Annotated in this window: 17 protein-coding genes and 1 riboswitch; of the genes, 5 read left to right on the forward strand and 12 right to left on the reverse strand. The window is 40.7% G+C overall.

The window, feature by feature from the left end:
* Window positions 1-124: 124 nt before the first annotated feature.
* From O2Q26_RS01930 to O2Q26_RS01945, 4 genes are all read right to left on the reverse strand, one after another.
* On the reverse strand, window positions 125-1,054 hold the full coding sequence (locus O2Q26_RS01930) for a D-alanine--D-alanine ligase (RefSeq protein WP_289214326.1): 930 nt from the start codon (window positions 1,052-1,054) through the stop codon (window positions 125-127).
* 989 nt (window positions 1,055-2,043) lie between these two features.
* Window positions 2,044-2,625: a genetic competence negative regulator gene (locus tag O2Q26_RS01935; protein ID WP_289214327.1), complete on the reverse strand. Its 582-nt coding sequence runs from the start codon at window positions 2,623-2,625 to the stop codon at window positions 2,044-2,046.
* Between the two features lie 142 nt (window positions 2,626-2,767).
* Window positions 2,768-3,667, reverse strand: coding sequence for a MerR family transcriptional regulator (locus O2Q26_RS01940; protein WP_289214328.1), 900 nt, complete (start codon window positions 3,665-3,667; stop codon window positions 2,768-2,770).
* 140 nt (window positions 3,668-3,807) lie between these two features.
* Window positions 3,808-4,440, reverse strand: coding sequence for a CBS domain-containing protein (locus O2Q26_RS01945; RefSeq protein WP_289214329.1), 633 nt, complete (start codon window positions 4,438-4,440; stop codon window positions 3,808-3,810).
* A gap of 128 nt (window positions 4,441-4,568) precedes the next feature.
* Here O2Q26_RS01945 and O2Q26_RS01950 point away from each other — a divergent pair, with 128 nt between their 5' ends.
* The 3 genes from O2Q26_RS01950 to O2Q26_RS01960 are packed head-to-tail and all read left to right on the forward strand — an operon-like array spanning window position 4,569 to window position 5,632.
* Window positions 4,569-4,787 (forward strand): spore coat associated protein CotJA, encoded by a 219-nt coding sequence (locus O2Q26_RS01950; protein WP_289214330.1) that lies wholly within the window; start codon window positions 4,569-4,571, stop codon window positions 4,785-4,787.
* Window positions 4,788-4,813: 26 nt separating this feature from the next.
* Window positions 4,814-5,041 (forward strand): spore coat protein CotJB, encoded by a 228-nt coding sequence (locus O2Q26_RS01955; RefSeq protein WP_253936688.1) that lies wholly within the window; start codon window positions 4,814-4,816, stop codon window positions 5,039-5,041.
* A 21-nt stretch (window positions 5,042-5,062) separates the two neighbouring features.
* Window positions 5,063-5,632: a manganese catalase family protein gene (locus O2Q26_RS01960; RefSeq protein ID WP_253936675.1), complete on the forward strand. Its 570-nt coding sequence runs from the start codon at window positions 5,063-5,065 to the stop codon at window positions 5,630-5,632.
* Window positions 5,633-5,716: 84 nt separating this feature from the next.
* Here the strand turns inward: O2Q26_RS01960 and O2Q26_RS01965 are convergent, their stop codons facing one another.
* From O2Q26_RS01965 to O2Q26_RS01975, 3 genes are read right to left on the reverse strand one after another with little or no spacing between them, the layout of a single operon-like run.
* Window positions 5,717-6,307 (reverse strand): type II CAAX endopeptidase family protein, encoded by a 591-nt coding sequence (locus O2Q26_RS01965; RefSeq protein WP_289214331.1) that lies wholly within the window; start codon window positions 6,305-6,307, stop codon window positions 5,717-5,719.
* Window positions 6,300-7,826: a RecQ family ATP-dependent DNA helicase gene (locus tag O2Q26_RS01970; protein ID WP_289214332.1), complete on the reverse strand. Its 1,527-nt coding sequence runs from the start codon at window positions 7,824-7,826 to the stop codon at window positions 6,300-6,302. Before O2Q26_RS01970 ends, O2Q26_RS01965 begins: the two co-directional genes overlap by 8 nt.
* Entirely contained in the window at window positions 7,804-8,874 is a 1,071-nt protein-coding gene (locus tag O2Q26_RS01975; protein WP_289214333.1) for a YpbB family protein, read from the reverse strand. The genes O2Q26_RS01970 and O2Q26_RS01975 overlap by 23 nt, the downstream gene beginning before the upstream one ends.
* A 137-nt stretch (window positions 8,875-9,011) precedes the next feature.
* Here O2Q26_RS01975 and O2Q26_RS01980 point away from each other — a divergent pair, with 137 nt between their 5' ends.
* Window positions 9,012-9,260 carry a ferredoxin gene (locus O2Q26_RS01980; RefSeq protein WP_253936671.1) on the forward strand — a complete coding sequence of 83 codons (249 nt, stop codon included), beginning with the start codon at window positions 9,012-9,014 and terminating at the stop codon, window positions 9,258-9,260.
* Window positions 9,261-9,274: 14 nt separating this feature from the next.
* Here O2Q26_RS01980 and O2Q26_RS01985 read toward each other — a convergent pair whose 3' ends face one another.
* The 3 genes from O2Q26_RS01985 to sigX form a co-directional block, all read right to left on the reverse strand.
* Complete coding sequence (locus O2Q26_RS01985) at window positions 9,275-9,586, reverse strand: helix-turn-helix transcriptional regulator (RefSeq protein WP_289214334.1); 312 nt, start codon at window positions 9,584-9,586, stop codon at window positions 9,275-9,277.
* An 84-nt stretch (window positions 9,587-9,670) separates the two neighbouring features.
* Complete coding sequence (locus O2Q26_RS01990) at window positions 9,671-10,777, reverse strand: RsiX family anti-sigma factor (RefSeq protein WP_289214335.1); 1,107 nt, start codon at window positions 10,775-10,777, stop codon at window positions 9,671-9,673.
* Window positions 10,770-11,297: an RNA polymerase sigma factor SigX gene (gene sigX, locus O2Q26_RS01995; RefSeq protein WP_289214336.1), complete on the reverse strand. Its 528-nt coding sequence runs from the start codon at window positions 11,295-11,297 to the stop codon at window positions 10,770-10,772. The genes O2Q26_RS01990 and sigX overlap by 8 nt, the downstream gene beginning before the upstream one ends.
* A gap of 511 nt (window positions 11,298-11,808) precedes the next feature.
* On the opposite strand from sigX, the gene O2Q26_RS02000 reads away from it, so the two are divergent.
* Window positions 11,809-12,111 carry a hypothetical protein gene (locus O2Q26_RS02000; protein ID WP_289214337.1) on the forward strand — a complete coding sequence of 101 codons (303 nt, stop codon included), beginning with the start codon at window positions 11,809-11,811 and terminating at the stop codon, window positions 12,109-12,111.
* 68 nt (window positions 12,112-12,179) lie between these two features.
* On the opposite strand, the gene O2Q26_RS02005 is transcribed toward O2Q26_RS02000, so the two are convergent.
* Both O2Q26_RS02005 and O2Q26_RS02010 read right to left on the reverse strand, forming a co-directional pair.
* Window positions 12,180-12,683, reverse strand: a complete 504-nt coding sequence (locus O2Q26_RS02005; protein WP_289214338.1) for an ECF transporter S component — start codon at window positions 12,681-12,683, stop codon at window positions 12,180-12,182.
* Window positions 12,684-12,688: 5 nt separating this feature from the next.
* Complete coding sequence (locus tag O2Q26_RS02010) at window positions 12,689-13,081, reverse strand: DUF4430 domain-containing protein (RefSeq protein ID WP_289214339.1); 393 nt, start codon at window positions 13,079-13,081, stop codon at window positions 12,689-12,691.
* Window positions 13,082-13,444: 363 nt separating this feature from the next.
* Window positions 13,445-13,623: riboswitch (cobalamin riboswitch) on the reverse strand.
* Between the last annotated feature and the right edge of the window lie 4 nt (window positions 13,624-13,627).

Below are 13,627 nucleotides of genomic sequence, written 5' to 3' on the forward strand. Positions count from 1 at the left end.
GAAACCATTCGCTTGGGTGGTCTTTCAGTCAATAGTATACACTCTAGACATCGTTATGCAAAGCGAATATACAGCTTTCTTTCTTATTTTTCTAAAGAAATGTAAGCGATTACAGCAATAAATTTTACTCCTGTATGGACAACTCTACAAAACGCTCTACAAGATCATCATAATTCAAGCCAACGACTTGTGCAGAATCTGGAAAAAGGCTGGTCGGGGTCATTCCAGGCAAAGTATTCACTTCCAGTATTATGGCATTATTGTGAGCATCTATAATAAAATCTACTCGTGAATAGACATCACACCCTAAAAGCTGGTGAGCTTTGACAGCATCTTCTTGCAGCTGTTTAGTTAAGTCATCAGATACCTGCGCAGGAACTATATGCTCACTTCCGCCTGGTTTATATTTCGAATCAAAGTCATAGTAGTCATTTTTAGGAATGATTTCTATGACAGGGAGTGCTTGTTCACTGCCTTGTTTACCGATGACAGGGACAGTAACCTCTCTTCCACCTACATAATCCTCCACTAGGATTACTGTATCAGATGCAGCAGCAACCTCTATAGCTTTATCAATGTGTTCCTCTTCCTTAACAATTGTTAAGCCTAAAGTAGAACCTTCTTGATTCGGTTTAACAACAAAAGGTACATTAAACTGTTCCCTAACGCTGCGTGCAATCTCTTCTGTGTTTTCAAATTGGTTGATTACATAAGATTGGCTTCGTGCGGTCTTGATCCCTTCAGCAGCGAAGATTTGTTTTGATTTCGCTTTATCCATCGCTAGCGCGGAGGAAAGGACTCCGGAACCTACATAAGGAATGTTCAGCATATCCAGCAATCCTTGGATTTTACCGTCTTCTCCGAATCGGCCATGCAGCCCTATGAAGACAAGGTCGACGTCCAGCTGCAGCAGTTCTTTTAATTTACTAGGATCAAAATCGATGCCTATTACTTCGTGACCTTTATTTTTTAACGCTTTAATAATGCCTTTACCCGTCGATAGCGAGACTTCTCTCTCACCAGATACTCCTCCATATAAAACAGCAATCTTCATGCCCGTACACTCCATTCTTCAGTCCATTTAAATAAATATCAACCTGTATATTTTAACACGTTCTCACTGGTGCATCTATCTAATAATAAACAAGCACCTTTTAAATTCAAGTCTTATCTTTATCATATAAACTCCCTTTAGTGGAACACTCAGTTTCAAGATGTTAGGGCTGTTTCCGTTACGTTTGACAGCGTTTGGAGGTCCGGGAAATCACTCGCTTTCCGTGGGAGCGCGGTGAGCCTCCTCGGACGTCCCGTCCTGCGGGGTCTCACCAAGCACTCTTTTCCCACGGGAGTCTCGCGATTTCCCGGACCTCCTTTAAGTTTGTCAGGTTCACGGAAACATCTGAGATACTGCTTTGAGTTTAGTACAGCTCTTTTCGAGTGGCAAAGACAAGTCGCCCCATTTCCAATACCCCATTACAACAAATTGATCTTTTCATGGCTAAATGTTTATTGTCTAATAGGTTACGTCACATGCGGTTAATCACTTTTTGTCTTCTTGTATAAGATTAATTGTCATCCATTTCAAAAAGAATGTGTATGGACTGGACTGAGCTGGGGGAGATAAAGGAAACCAGAATAAAATGATTCGGTGTTGACTTGCCAGTCTCGTTAGGCGCTAACCTCTATAGCCGGAATACGCAGCTTAAATGAGAGATCAGAAGTCTTTTCCAATGCCAGGGGGTTCGTTCATTCCATTTCGTACGGGGTTGTTGGGAAGCTGCGAGACTCCCGTGGGAGAAGGAGGTAGGCGAGATCCCACAGGGCTTTAAGCCCGAGGAAGCTCGCCACTTCCCCCACAGGAAAGCGAGCAGCTTCCCAACAACCCCTGACTCTTAATAGGGCAACGAACTCCGATTGTCTCGAAATCATGTCTTCCACTATCCTGCCGGTTAGTTTAAGAACTCTATTATGAAAAAACATAAAATATTTAACATAAAAACAAAAAGAACGAAGCTGTGAGCTGCCGTTCTGTTGAGAAATTACTTATTTAGAAAAATGTTTATAAATCGTTTCAATTGCGTTGTTTTTCATAATTGAATGTCCGTATTCTATTAAGCGATGAGAAGTCATAGCCGAAGCCGAAGAAAACTCTGATAACAAGGCAATGACTTGCTCTGCTTCCAAATGAAATATGGAATCATCGTCCAGGATCATATAATAATGATCGTTATACAAATAAACGTCGCCCTTAGTGACAGCTAACGCATGTAAGTGGAACCCTGCCTGTATCACATCTTCGAAATCTTCAAAAGCAAAAATCATCTCTTTACTTTCATCTAATGTTACTTTCATTTCAATATAACCATCTTCTTCATCTATATCTTCTTTAGATTTGGTAACAACGACGAGCATGCCCTGAGCTTGCAGCAGATAAACCTGAACGAGTAACATACCGTTAAGTTCAACACCAAGTTCAACTCCGGCGTCATACATCATATCACTGAAAACGCGGTGAACTCTTGGCAGATCGTTCCATAATTCTTCTTTAGTCAAGCCTCTGTCTAACAAATCATCAAACGTAAGAAATATTTTAAATTTTTCGCTAGACATTCTTTCTACTCGCATGTATACGCCCCCTTTTGTTAAGGATATCTGTTATCTATATCTTATGATGACTGCTCTAATTATGGCACTTTTTTTAGCATTATATCCATAATTCCGCAGATGAGCAATTCTTCGCCAATGATAGGGGGCTTATCATTAACAATTATTGATTTAACCACTCATCCCACTCACTTCTAGATCCGCCTACCATATATGGTCCAAGCCGTTTTTTGTCCAGCTCGGACAAAACATCATAAGCATAACCGCCCAGCCCGATTTTCAATTTGGGATATTGTTTATCCAGAGATTCTACTAATCGGATGGTTAATGGAATATTTTTCTTCATCGTACAAGACATGAACAAATAATCCGGTTCGGTTTCATCGAGAACAATCTCGATGTCTCCCCCCGCTATACTCTGACCTAAATAAATGACCTCATACCCTTTTCGTTTTAAAAATAAGGCGAAGATCAGCAGACCTAATTCATGGCTTTCATTTGGTCCACATACCAGCAGTGCCCGCGGCTGAATCGTTTCAGTAGGAATCGTCAAAAGCATCATGCCGATCCGTGAACGGAGGAAATTACTGGCGAAATGTTCATGCGCGCTAGTAATTTCTTTGTTCTCCCACATATCACCGATTTTGACCAATATTGGACCGATCATATCAATAGCCACGGTTTCTGGCGTGAATAAACTGAACGCTTCATCTAATTTAAGCTGGGCTGCTCTTTCATCAAATGATAAAAGAGAATGAAGCAGCTGGTTCCCCGTACCTTCCAAGTGATTCACTTCTTCGGCTTTCTCTTGTTTAGGAGCTTCTTCAGTTCCTCTGTTTTCAAGAAGTGCTACGGCTTGCGAAATTGTAAACCCCTTATTTACTTTATCAATCAACCATTTCAAAGTGCGGATATGGTCATCTGTATATAACCGATGACCCGCTTCATTTCTGATAGGACGAATCATCTGGTAGCGTCTTTCCCAGGCTCTCAGCGTCCCTGCCTGAATGTCCAGCATTTGCGATACTGCTTTTATATTGTATTTCGGCTTTTGACTTTGCATAATTTAGCCTCCGCATAAGGGGTTTTTTATTAATTATAATAGGAAAGTTTTTGTTGTGTAAAGTTTGTATATTCTTTATATAAGTAATTTACACCTTCCCCCGCGAAGGAACACATCTTTCATAAACGCAGAGGTTCTGCCTATACCTCTTTCACACTAATAATTCTAAATCCTGTTTTTTCTAGTTTTTTTGTAAAAGCCTCTATGTTGTTATTTTTATCTATTTTTAGGACCATTCTTCTCGCCAGCTTATCGGTTTCATCGAATGTGGCCAGTGATATAACATTTTCATGGTAATTTTTGATGATATCTCCAAGACGCTCGATACGTCCTTCTGATTCCTCCGAAGTAAAGGCAATACGTACCCCCTTCTTCTTCACACCGAAAGCACTTTCAAATTGTTCGATTACATCATAACGTGTAACCAAACCTTGAAAAGTCTTGTCTTCATCCACAACCGCCAATATTGGATACCCCTTGAAAGTGGGGAGAGTTTGTTCGAAAACTTCTTCATCATGGATGAATAGATCCTCTTCTTCACAGGTCTCTCCTGCTGTTCTTTCATTCAAAAATACTTCTTTGCTTTCTCCACCTTCGAAATAATGACGATATATTCCCTCCCTTGAAATCACCCCGATGAATTTCTCATTGTCGAGCACCGGCATAGCGTGCAAGTCTTTTTGATTCAATCTGTCCAAAACCTCATTCAAGCGTTCATCTTTTTGAGCTACTTGTGACTTGTGGACTGGTTTCATAATACTTTTGACAAACATACACTCACTCCTTATTTATTGATCTATATCTTCATTCTCCATAATTCATTTCAATCCTGCCTTCAACTTTGAATAGTACAAGTTCTCCTTACATATCGTGAGGATAGAACGTTAGAAAGGTGATGATTATGTACACACCGATCAAATGGTATCAACCTTATGTCAGTACTTCCGACCCTTGCCCTCCCATGAGATGGAAATATTATCAAACCCCGCCTAACCTGTATCTCGGGTTTCAACCGACTGGACTTCCTCAATATTCGTTAAAAGAAGCTCTATGCAAAGGAACCCTGTGGCCCATACTATTTGATCCGTATCCAACTCCGCTGCGAGGTGATCAAAGTTGACCCCTCCCCGTGAACAAACTGAGTTGATGGAGAAGATCCAACAAGTGGATTTCGCTCTAGTAGAACTTACCTTATACTTAGACACCCACCCTCAAGATTATAGAGCGATTCAGCAGTTTAATCAATTAGCAACTGAGAGCAGACAATTAAAATCACAGTATGAACAGCAATTTGGACCACTGCGCCAATTTGGAGGCAGTTATTCTGCCTACCCATGGAATTGGAATGACTCTCCGTGGCCATGGCAAATGTAATAGCTGAAAGGGAGGATGCTTATGTGGACATATGAAAAAAAATTGCAATATCCTGTAAAAGTTAGTGAGTGTAATCCCCGGTTAGCTAGATTTTTAATTGAACAGTATGGTGGAGCGGATGGGGAACTTTCTGCAGCGCTGCGCTACTTGAATCAAAGATACTCCATTCCGGACAAAGTAATCGGCCTGCTTACAGATATAGGAACAGAGGAGTTCGCCCATTTAGAGATGATCGCTGCTATGGTCTATAAACTTACGAAAGATGCTACACCAGATCAGTTAAAAGAAGCGGGTCTCGGTCCCCATTATGCCAATCATGATAAAGCGTTGTTTTACCACGATGCAGCAGGAAATCCATGGACGGCAACTTATATTCAAGCTAAGGGAGATCCCATCGCAGATTTATATGAAGATATTGCTGCCGAAGAAAAAGCTCGGGCCACCTATCAGTGGATTATAAATATGTCAGATGACCCTTGTTTGAATGACAGCCTTAAATTTCTAAGAGAAAGGGAAATTGTTCATTCTCAGCGGTTTAGAGAAGCAGTAGAAATCCTCAAACAAGAAAGGGATAAAAAACAATATTTCTGATCTAAATAATCAGCCTTTTGGTCATAGGCTGATTATTTTTATTATGTTAAATTTTTTAAAAAAATTTAACATAGAGCGTCATACTTAATTACCTTCACCACTCCTTGAATAAATCCATAACCCCAACACGAAATCAATAAGAAAATGCGAGGTAATCGTAACAGGAAGACTGCCCGTTATATGAAAGATATATCCAATGAAATAGCTTACCAATAATACAGAAACGAATAAGACAACCTTTTTCAAATAACGAAAATGTATAAGTGCAAACAAAGTACTGGCTATCACAAAACCGAATTGCGTCTGTAGTACACCCCTGAATAAAGCCTCTTCACATATAGCAATAAGCAACGTGATAAGAAAAATTTTTACAACGGACTGGTTTTCAAATACCTTTTTATTGACTCCCCCGTCATCATAATATCGTTCAGGCAGCAAAGCTATGAGAAGGAAGTCTACGCTGATAACAATCAAACCTGGAATGATCCCGAACAATACCCACTCTGGAAACTGCACTTCGAATAACTGCATCCATTGCTCTAACGGCGACGGAAAAAAGATCAAGCTTAAAACGATGGCGATCAGCAATAAGACGACCTGTGTGATTAAAAGGTGAAACGTAATTTCTTTAGATGACATTTGTTTGATAAGCTCAGCTTGCTTCACCCTACTCATTTATAGACTCCTGAAGGAAAATACGTTTCAGCCTGACATCCCAGGAGTTGTGTGTTATCACGCCTGCAGCTTCCTCTTCCATAAGTTGTGCATCATCTATAATAAAACCACAATGATCGCAGCAATCGACTTCAGCGTCTCTCACGCCTTCTTGAAAAGGCTCGTAAAGTTTCAACCTCCTGCAACCTGTAAAGTACAACCAATCTCTCATCTGATGAAACTTTTCATTTTTATAATTCCAACGCTTCCGCAAATTGGTCCGAATTTGCATTTTCGCTTTGCTCCATAACTCAACGTCAAACATAATCGTGTTCTGGAAAATTACTTGTGTCTCTTCCAACTGGTATTTTAGAAAATTCCATTGAGATTCCGATAATTGTAATTGCTCGTGCATCTCTTCATCCGGAAGCAGAGCCGAATGATTAGTCAGCCAGGCGAATAATCGTTCTATCGCAGCCTCCTCGGGAAGTTCCCTCTCCATAAGCATCTTAGGCAGTAACTGGTCGTGAGGAGTATACAAAACGATACTCGCGCATGGTTTTCCATCCCTGCCTGCTCTCCCAATCTCTTGTATATAGGACTCTACTTGTGTAGGGAAATGATAGTGGATAACCCGTCTAATATTCGGCTTATCGACCCCCATTCCGAATGCACTCGTGCAGCATATCACATCCAGCTGGTCCTTCATGAACTGCTGCTGAACGAGAAGTCGATCCATTTGTTCCATTCCACCATGGTAGAAAGCGACCCTCTGATCCAGAGCAATATTCAACTCTTCAGCAACCAGCTCAGCAGATTGCCGACTGGAAAAATATATCATGGTGGGGAGGCGTTGTGCAGCTAACATATGGCGGATACGAGCTTTTTTATCATCCTGGTGTTCATGGAATTCTACAGCGAAACTAATATTCGGCTTGTCCATAGGATAAATATGGTCGATCATATTCGTACGCCCAAGCTGTTTTTTTATATCTTTTTGGACGTCGGGAGCAGCCGTAGCACTTAAAGCTAGTACCGGCGGGTTGCCGACCTTTTCGATCACCTGATCCATTTTAAGATAATCTGTCCGAAATTCATGACCCCACTGAGAAATACAGTGAGCTTCATCAATGACGAACAAACTGACGTCCAGCGTATGAAGTACCTTTTCGATTTTTGGATTTTGCAGCATTTCAGGAGATACATAAATCAACCTGTAATTGTTCAGCTGATTCAATGCCGCTGTTCGTTCTCTATAATCCATGAAGCTGTTTAAAGCGATAACTGACTTGTAACCCTTCGCTTTGAGCTGCTTGACTTGGTCGACCATTAAGGAAATAAGCGGAGACACTACAAGTGTTGTTCCGTGCGTTAAAAGTGAAGGTAATTGGTAACATAAAGATTTCCCTACACCTGTCGGTAATATACCAAGCACGTCCTGCCCTTGCAGTACATCTTCTATAATTTCTTTTTGACCCTCTCGGAATTCCGAAAACCCAAAGTGATTGTTTAACTGTTCATGAAGTCGAGGACGGAGCATGACGATCCTCCTTGAATGTATGTTTGCTGCTGGCTACCACCAGTCTGATTTCAAAATAATTATAATTATGATCAAGCGCCTCAAATAATTTCTTAAGTTTATTTGTGTTGAGGGTTTCCAGGGTGGTAAGGATGTCTTTTTGGCCTTCTTTTGATATAAAGCTACCAATATCGAAACTTGGATCGATTAATGCCGCTTCAACGACGTGATCCTGGATCGTACTCAGCTTTAACCGGCGTTTTTTTACAATATCCTCGAGGCTGAGACCTCTATTCAACCATTGTAACGTTTGTCTTGCAGAAGATGTGATTAATTTCTCATTTGCCATACCTTCTAGACATAGGGCAAGGGCTGGATAGTTCTCCTGCCTGCTTAATGTAGTGCGGTACATATAAAAAAGAGCATGTTTAATCAATAAATCAACATCTTCCACAGAAAGGTGATAATCATGTGCCAGCTGCTCTCTCGTTTCGCCGATCAGCCCGCCTCCTGTCAGCCTTCTGGTGAATAATTCAGCCTCGAGGTGTGATAATGCTGAAAGTAACGAGTTAAGCTCTTCATATAGGGAAGTAAGCAAATCTGAAATGACGTTATTTCTATATAATCTCTTCATCCACGCCTGGACAGATGGGTCTTCAACAATAGGAAGAAAAGAAAAATCTTTTAATTCACTATGTGTTACCGTTTGGATTAATAATCTTAATCTTTTTTCAAAAAGAATGATATTACGATGGTGCTCCATCCCTGAAAAGAAATTTACGTCTTTCATAAAAGAATCTTCTAAATACTTTTCTCCCTCATCTGCTAAGACAGGATGGTTTTCTTGATTAAATCTGATGAAATTGCGCCTTTCCAAAGACTCTGCGGCCTTATGTGCATTTAATTTGCTGAGAGAGGGATATATTCCAAAATACCTCTCTAATTTATACAGTCGAGCATCCTGTAAAGTTTGAGATGATTTTTTTCCTTGGATAAGATTGTGAATTCCCGATATGGAACGTTCTCCATGAATGGACTGGATACAATCTAGCAGGATTGCTGCGAACATGATAAGCCCTCATTTCAGTGACCTTATGTATTGAAAAGTCGATTAACTCGATTTACAATAAATCTTATAGTTATTTTTATAAAACTTGACCCTCTGCGACTGACTTCATGAGGCGAAACATTAAGGAGGTTCATCGTTTGCCTAAATTTACAATCGTTGATCAAGATACATGTATTGCATGCGGAGCATGTGGTGCAGCGGCACCAGATATATTCGATTATGATGATGAAGGGTTAGCCTATGTCGTCCTGGACGATAATGAAGGAAACGAGCAAGTCCTGGACTTTCTGGAAGACGATTTGGAGGATGCTTTTGAAGGCTGCCCAACGGATTCCATAAAAATTGCTGAAAAGCCTTTCGAAGGCGACCCTTTGAAATATGAATGAAAGACTCATCCCTCTTACTCAAGAGGGATTTTTTTAATGGATTGAAACGGCAGACGCTGATCCTGCACCCTCGAACGTGCCATTTCACTGACGATTTCTCCAGGCCGGCCTTCAAGAGCTGAATTAAGTGTATCAGTTTGAGGAAACAACGCACATACCGCTACAGTAGTTGTCCAATTCGCAATCATCCGTTCTTTCTCTATTTGCACGAGGGTTTTTTTGGACATTCCTAATATACTCGCCATTTGCGATTGGTTAAACCCGGACTCTACTCTTATAAGTTTCAGCTTCTTGGAAACTAATTTTCTCAATTCATAGTGGTCCATGAATACCTTCCCCTTTATTCCTCAGCCCTATTTTATCAAAGACTTTGTCTCAATTCACGTTAAGTGTCCCTTGACTAAAGCGTATCACTCTAAACCCTTAACTGGATTCATATATTCAGGGACGTCAAGTTCACTGGAAATATCATAGCTGCCAAGCATTAGCAGCTTCTCATGTTCGAATTTCACCGAATCAAAGCCGAATTGACGAGCTGTCACAAGAATAGCTTCTACTGAGGTGTTCAATTCTTCTCTGTCTGCAGAACCTTCAATATCAAATTCCAGAGCAATAGTTTTCCCCATTTCTTCAACTGAAAGAAAGCGCAGACCTTTAAATATAGCTGGATGGGTTTGTTCAGTAGGCTGAATTTTCTTCATTTCACTTAGTACATTTTCAAATCCTCCGTTCGCTTCACTAGCAAAAGGGATAAGGAAATTTCGGCTTGATCCGTTATACAATTGAAAGGCATATTCGCCTTCTTTAATCGGGTCTATTGAATCAATTTCTCCTCCAGGATGGAAGGGAATCCCTTCACCGCTTTCATTTTTTATACGAATGGAGTTTACTTTGTAGGGAGCTAAGGTCCATCTGATGCTCTCGATCGTTGAATAGCTAGATTCAGTTCCTCCACCTTCAAATTCATCTGGAAAAATAATGATTGCTTCCCTGTTCTCTTCATCAATTGAAATTTCTGCTTTTTCAAGCATATCTTTGCCCAGACCCGCTTCAAAGCTTGAAAATTTTCCAATGATTTCTTCTTCTGTGCTCTCACTCAAAGGTAGGGATAAAGGAATAATATATCTAGCAGATGTATCAGGTACCGCTCGATAGACATATGTTTCCCTGGAAGAACTGATCAACGCGGGATCAGAATCCTCATGTTCCAAAGCAGGCAAGCGTTCGACTGAAGAGCTGCCGAATGTTTCTTTTTTTTCGAAAGGGGCACTTTCTGATGAAGGCTTTTCGTAAAGAGGTGCTTCATTCACTTCGTCCAGGGAGGTAGGGAGAAGAAGAGATAAAATCATTAGCCCTGCGAAACTAAAGGCCCCAGGAAGCAGCCAAGCGACCCGTTTCGTGCTGCTTCCTTCCATTTTAATTTGAATTTTTCGAAAATGTTCATTTTTACTTACAGAATCTTTGATCGGAGGGAGGTCGGAAAGGATTTGTTCGATTTTCTTATCACTTTTACTCAACAACTTCACCCTCCTTTTCTAAAACCCTTTTAAGTACTTTTAATCCCCTGTGTTGTGTCGTTTTGACTTTGCTTTCTGAAAACCCGAGGGTTTCCGCGGTCTCATGAATAGACATCCCCTGTATGAAACGGAGAATAATGACATTTTTTTGATCGGTAGTACATTGATCGAGTCCGTGATATATCCTTCGAGATTGTTCGTTCTTCTCCATTAATTCCTCAGGGAGAGACTCTTTATCTCGCAAGATTTCTTCGTTGTCATTCCAATTAAAAAACTCCATGAACCTTTTCCTCGTGCGTCCTTGTTTACGGAAATAGTCAATCGTCACATGTCTCGCAATTGAAAACAACCATGTCTTTTCTGTGCTCTTTCCATCAAAATTTTCATAGGAACGTAGAACTTTAATATAGATGTCCTGAACCAAGTCTTCAGTCACGTGCCGGTTTTTCACCATATAAAATACATACTGATATAAATCGTTATGATATTTATCATAAAATTTCTCAAAGAACGGTTCCACGTCATCACACTCTCCCGTTCATTGTTAATGTCGTTTCTATATATAAAAAGTTACACCCTTTAGGGAAATAAGAAAAGAATTGGCTCCTTTTTAATTTCTTTGTTGATATTCATATATGCTCCCTTTAGTTGAAGACTTAGCTTCGAGACGTCCGTGCTGTTTCCACCACAAAAATAGTGCTTAAAGGTCCGGGAAATCACTCGCTTTCCATGGTCGTACGGTTGGACTAACGCCCTGTACTGTTCTCCCATAGGAGTCTCGCAATTTCCCGGACCTTCTTGCTTTTGTGAGGATAACGGAAACATCTTATGCAGTACTTCCTATAAAAAAATATCCGCTATTGAGTGATAACCAGCTGGACTTCTGAAATGCTTGGAACTACCTAAAGTGCAGAAAGTTTTAATACTAAAATGCTATAAGCATTGCACTGGAGTTAATGCTCTTACTATTACTAAGAAGTTTTTTTCAAGCGATTTCGAGAAATACATCTATAGTGAAGGGGCGACGGGGAATGGTGAAGACTTTTAGCTTTGATAACGGAAGCGCTTCGTTCAACGGCGTATGGACTGGAGGAGATAAAGGAAACACGAAGAACGGAGTGATTCGATGTTGTACGTATCGTACAGAAGTGAAGGAAGTCTCAGTAGCCGCTAAGCGCTGGAGCTGGATAGCCCCCCACAGGAAAGCGAGTAGCTTCCCAGCAACCCCTGACTGGCAACCTGGCAACGAACCCCGGCTATCTCAAATTCAAGTTTTCCACTATCCTGTCATATTGTTGAATGATTCTCTTATCAACATCTACAACCACCTCTAACACAGACAAATAATTCAAAACGCAGGGCGATCTATCAACAAAAAAAGCCACCTGTAAAGGCGGCTTTCTCAAGTGATGGCATGACGCTTTTGATAACGATGAAACAGGGCACCTAACACTGGTGACAATAGTCCGATAAATACGGTATTAGCCACGGCATGGTTGATATCCATTGGCAGACCCGCTAAATAATAACCCCAAAAAGGCTGCCCGGCGGTATACATCGTTATTGAAATCATAAAACCAAAAAATATGCCACTAACAAAACCATAAATGGCGAGAACCCAAACAGGCATGGATGACCAATATTTACCTAACAATCCGGCAATCATACCGATAACAGACCACGACACGATCTGCCACAGCGTCCATACCCCCATTCCTAAAATTACATTTGAAAGGAAAGTAACTAATCCTGCCATCAATACTCCAGCTAAAGGACCAAGCCAGAAACCAGCTATTATGATGATAGCGGTCACAGGCTGAATGTTTGGCAAGTGTGACATCGCTATTCTACCCGACACAGCTAAAGCTGCAAGCATAGCAATTAAAGTAATCTTATATGTGTTCATTCAAATCATTCCCAGGATTGATAATCGAAGTTGATTTCGTCTCCATCTTCAAGTTCGTACTCGTGTGCGCCTACCGAAGCGTCTTCCCCGTTTATTGTATATATCCACGCTTTTTGTTCGTCTTCTTCTGGAGCGATTCCTTCTATACTGTTGATGAAGCCTCCTTCTTGTTCAACATCATAATTCTCTTCCATAAGTTCCATTAATACCGTGCCTTCTTCCACGGTATATTCCTCATTTGAGATGACTTCTTCTCCCTCATTTTCTGAAATCTCGATCTCAACGGTAGTATCTTCTGCTGCTGATTCGCCCGCTCCTTCAGTCGCCTCTTCCTGACAACCAGCTAAAAGCGCTGTTGAAACCAGAAGAAATATGAATCCTTTATACAGCTTCTCCATGTTTGAATCCTCCCCATTTTTACTTGTTTCTTAGCTATCAGAAAGCTATGTTAATTGGTGTAGTTTATTTTTCACATAAGATTTATTCATTGATAACGCAGCTACATCAAATATTTTTCCTTCTGCTGCTTTAAGAAGGTACTAGGCACAGAAGACCCGTTCGCTTTTCCCGCCCCCAGCTATACTAGATCAATGAGCTTAAATGAAAAATAAACTAAGTAAAATTATCAGAGCCTTCAGAAAAGGAGTATGCAAAAAAGCCTGCTCTTCATTTAGAAGAGCAGGTTTAAGACAGACCATAGGTTTATAGAATAATTCGTTGAATAACCGACTGGTTGCCTCAAATGCTCAATCCCCGAAGCTTTGAAACGAATGATATCGGCAGGTCTACTGACTCGTGCGTCACCCTACTAAGAAACCTTCCCGTAAAAAATACAGTGGTTTTTTCTTTTCGTCTGCACGTACAGTTGCGAGGACAGTTCTGGACTTTAACCAGATTCCCTATTAAGCCTGTTACAGGCACCGTTATCAAAATATTAAGTTCAT

Source organism: Halobacillus campisalis (assembly GCF_030345335.1).
GTDB classification, from domain to species: domain Bacteria; phylum Bacillota; class Bacilli; order Bacillales; family Halobacillaceae; genus Halobacillus_A; species Halobacillus_A campisalis.

Coding starts and splice junctions, on each gene's coding strand:
- O2Q26_RS01930 (WP_289214326.1), bottom strand. CDS start 1,054: ATGAAGATTGCTGTTTTATATGGAGGAGTATCTGGTGAGAGAGAAGTC.
- O2Q26_RS01935 (WP_289214327.1), bottom strand. CDS start 2,625: ATGCGAGTAGAAAGAATGTCTAGCGAAAAATTTAAAATATTTCTTACG.
- O2Q26_RS01940 (WP_289214328.1), bottom strand. CDS start 3,667: ATGCAAAGTCAAAAGCCGAAATACAATATAAAAGCAGTATCGCAAATG.
- O2Q26_RS01945 (WP_289214329.1), bottom strand. CDS start 4,440: ATGTTTGTCAAAAGTATTATGAAACCAGTCCACAAGTCACAAGTAGCT.
- O2Q26_RS01950 (WP_289214330.1), top strand. CDS start 4,569: ATGTACACACCGATCAAATGGTATCAACCTTATGTCAGTACTTCCGAC.
- O2Q26_RS01955 (WP_253936688.1), top strand. CDS start 4,814: ATGGAGAAGATCCAACAAGTGGATTTCGCTCTAGTAGAACTTACCTTA.
- O2Q26_RS01960 (WP_253936675.1), top strand. CDS start 5,063: ATGTGGACATATGAAAAAAAATTGCAATATCCTGTAAAAGTTAGTGAG.
- O2Q26_RS01965 (WP_289214331.1), bottom strand. CDS start 6,307: ATGAGTAGGGTGAAGCAAGCTGAGCTTATCAAACAAATGTCATCTAAA.
- O2Q26_RS01970 (WP_289214332.1), bottom strand. CDS start 7,826: ATGCTCCGTCCTCGACTTCATGAACAGTTAAACAATCACTTTGGGTTT.
- O2Q26_RS01975 (WP_289214333.1), bottom strand. CDS start 8,874: ATGTTCGCAGCAATCCTGCTAGATTGTATCCAGTCCATTCATGGAGAA.
- O2Q26_RS01985 (WP_289214334.1), bottom strand. CDS start 9,586: ATGGACCACTATGAATTGAGAAAATTAGTTTCCAAGAAGCTGAAACTT.
- O2Q26_RS02000 (WP_289214337.1), top strand. CDS start 11,809: ATGGTGAAGACTTTTAGCTTTGATAACGGAAGCGCTTCGTTCAACGGC.
- O2Q26_RS02005 (WP_289214338.1), bottom strand. CDS start 12,683: ATGAACACATATAAGATTACTTTAATTGCTATGCTTGCAGCTTTAGCT.
- O2Q26_RS02010 (WP_289214339.1), bottom strand. CDS start 13,081: ATGGAGAAGCTGTATAAAGGATTCATATTTCTTCTGGTTTCAACAGCG.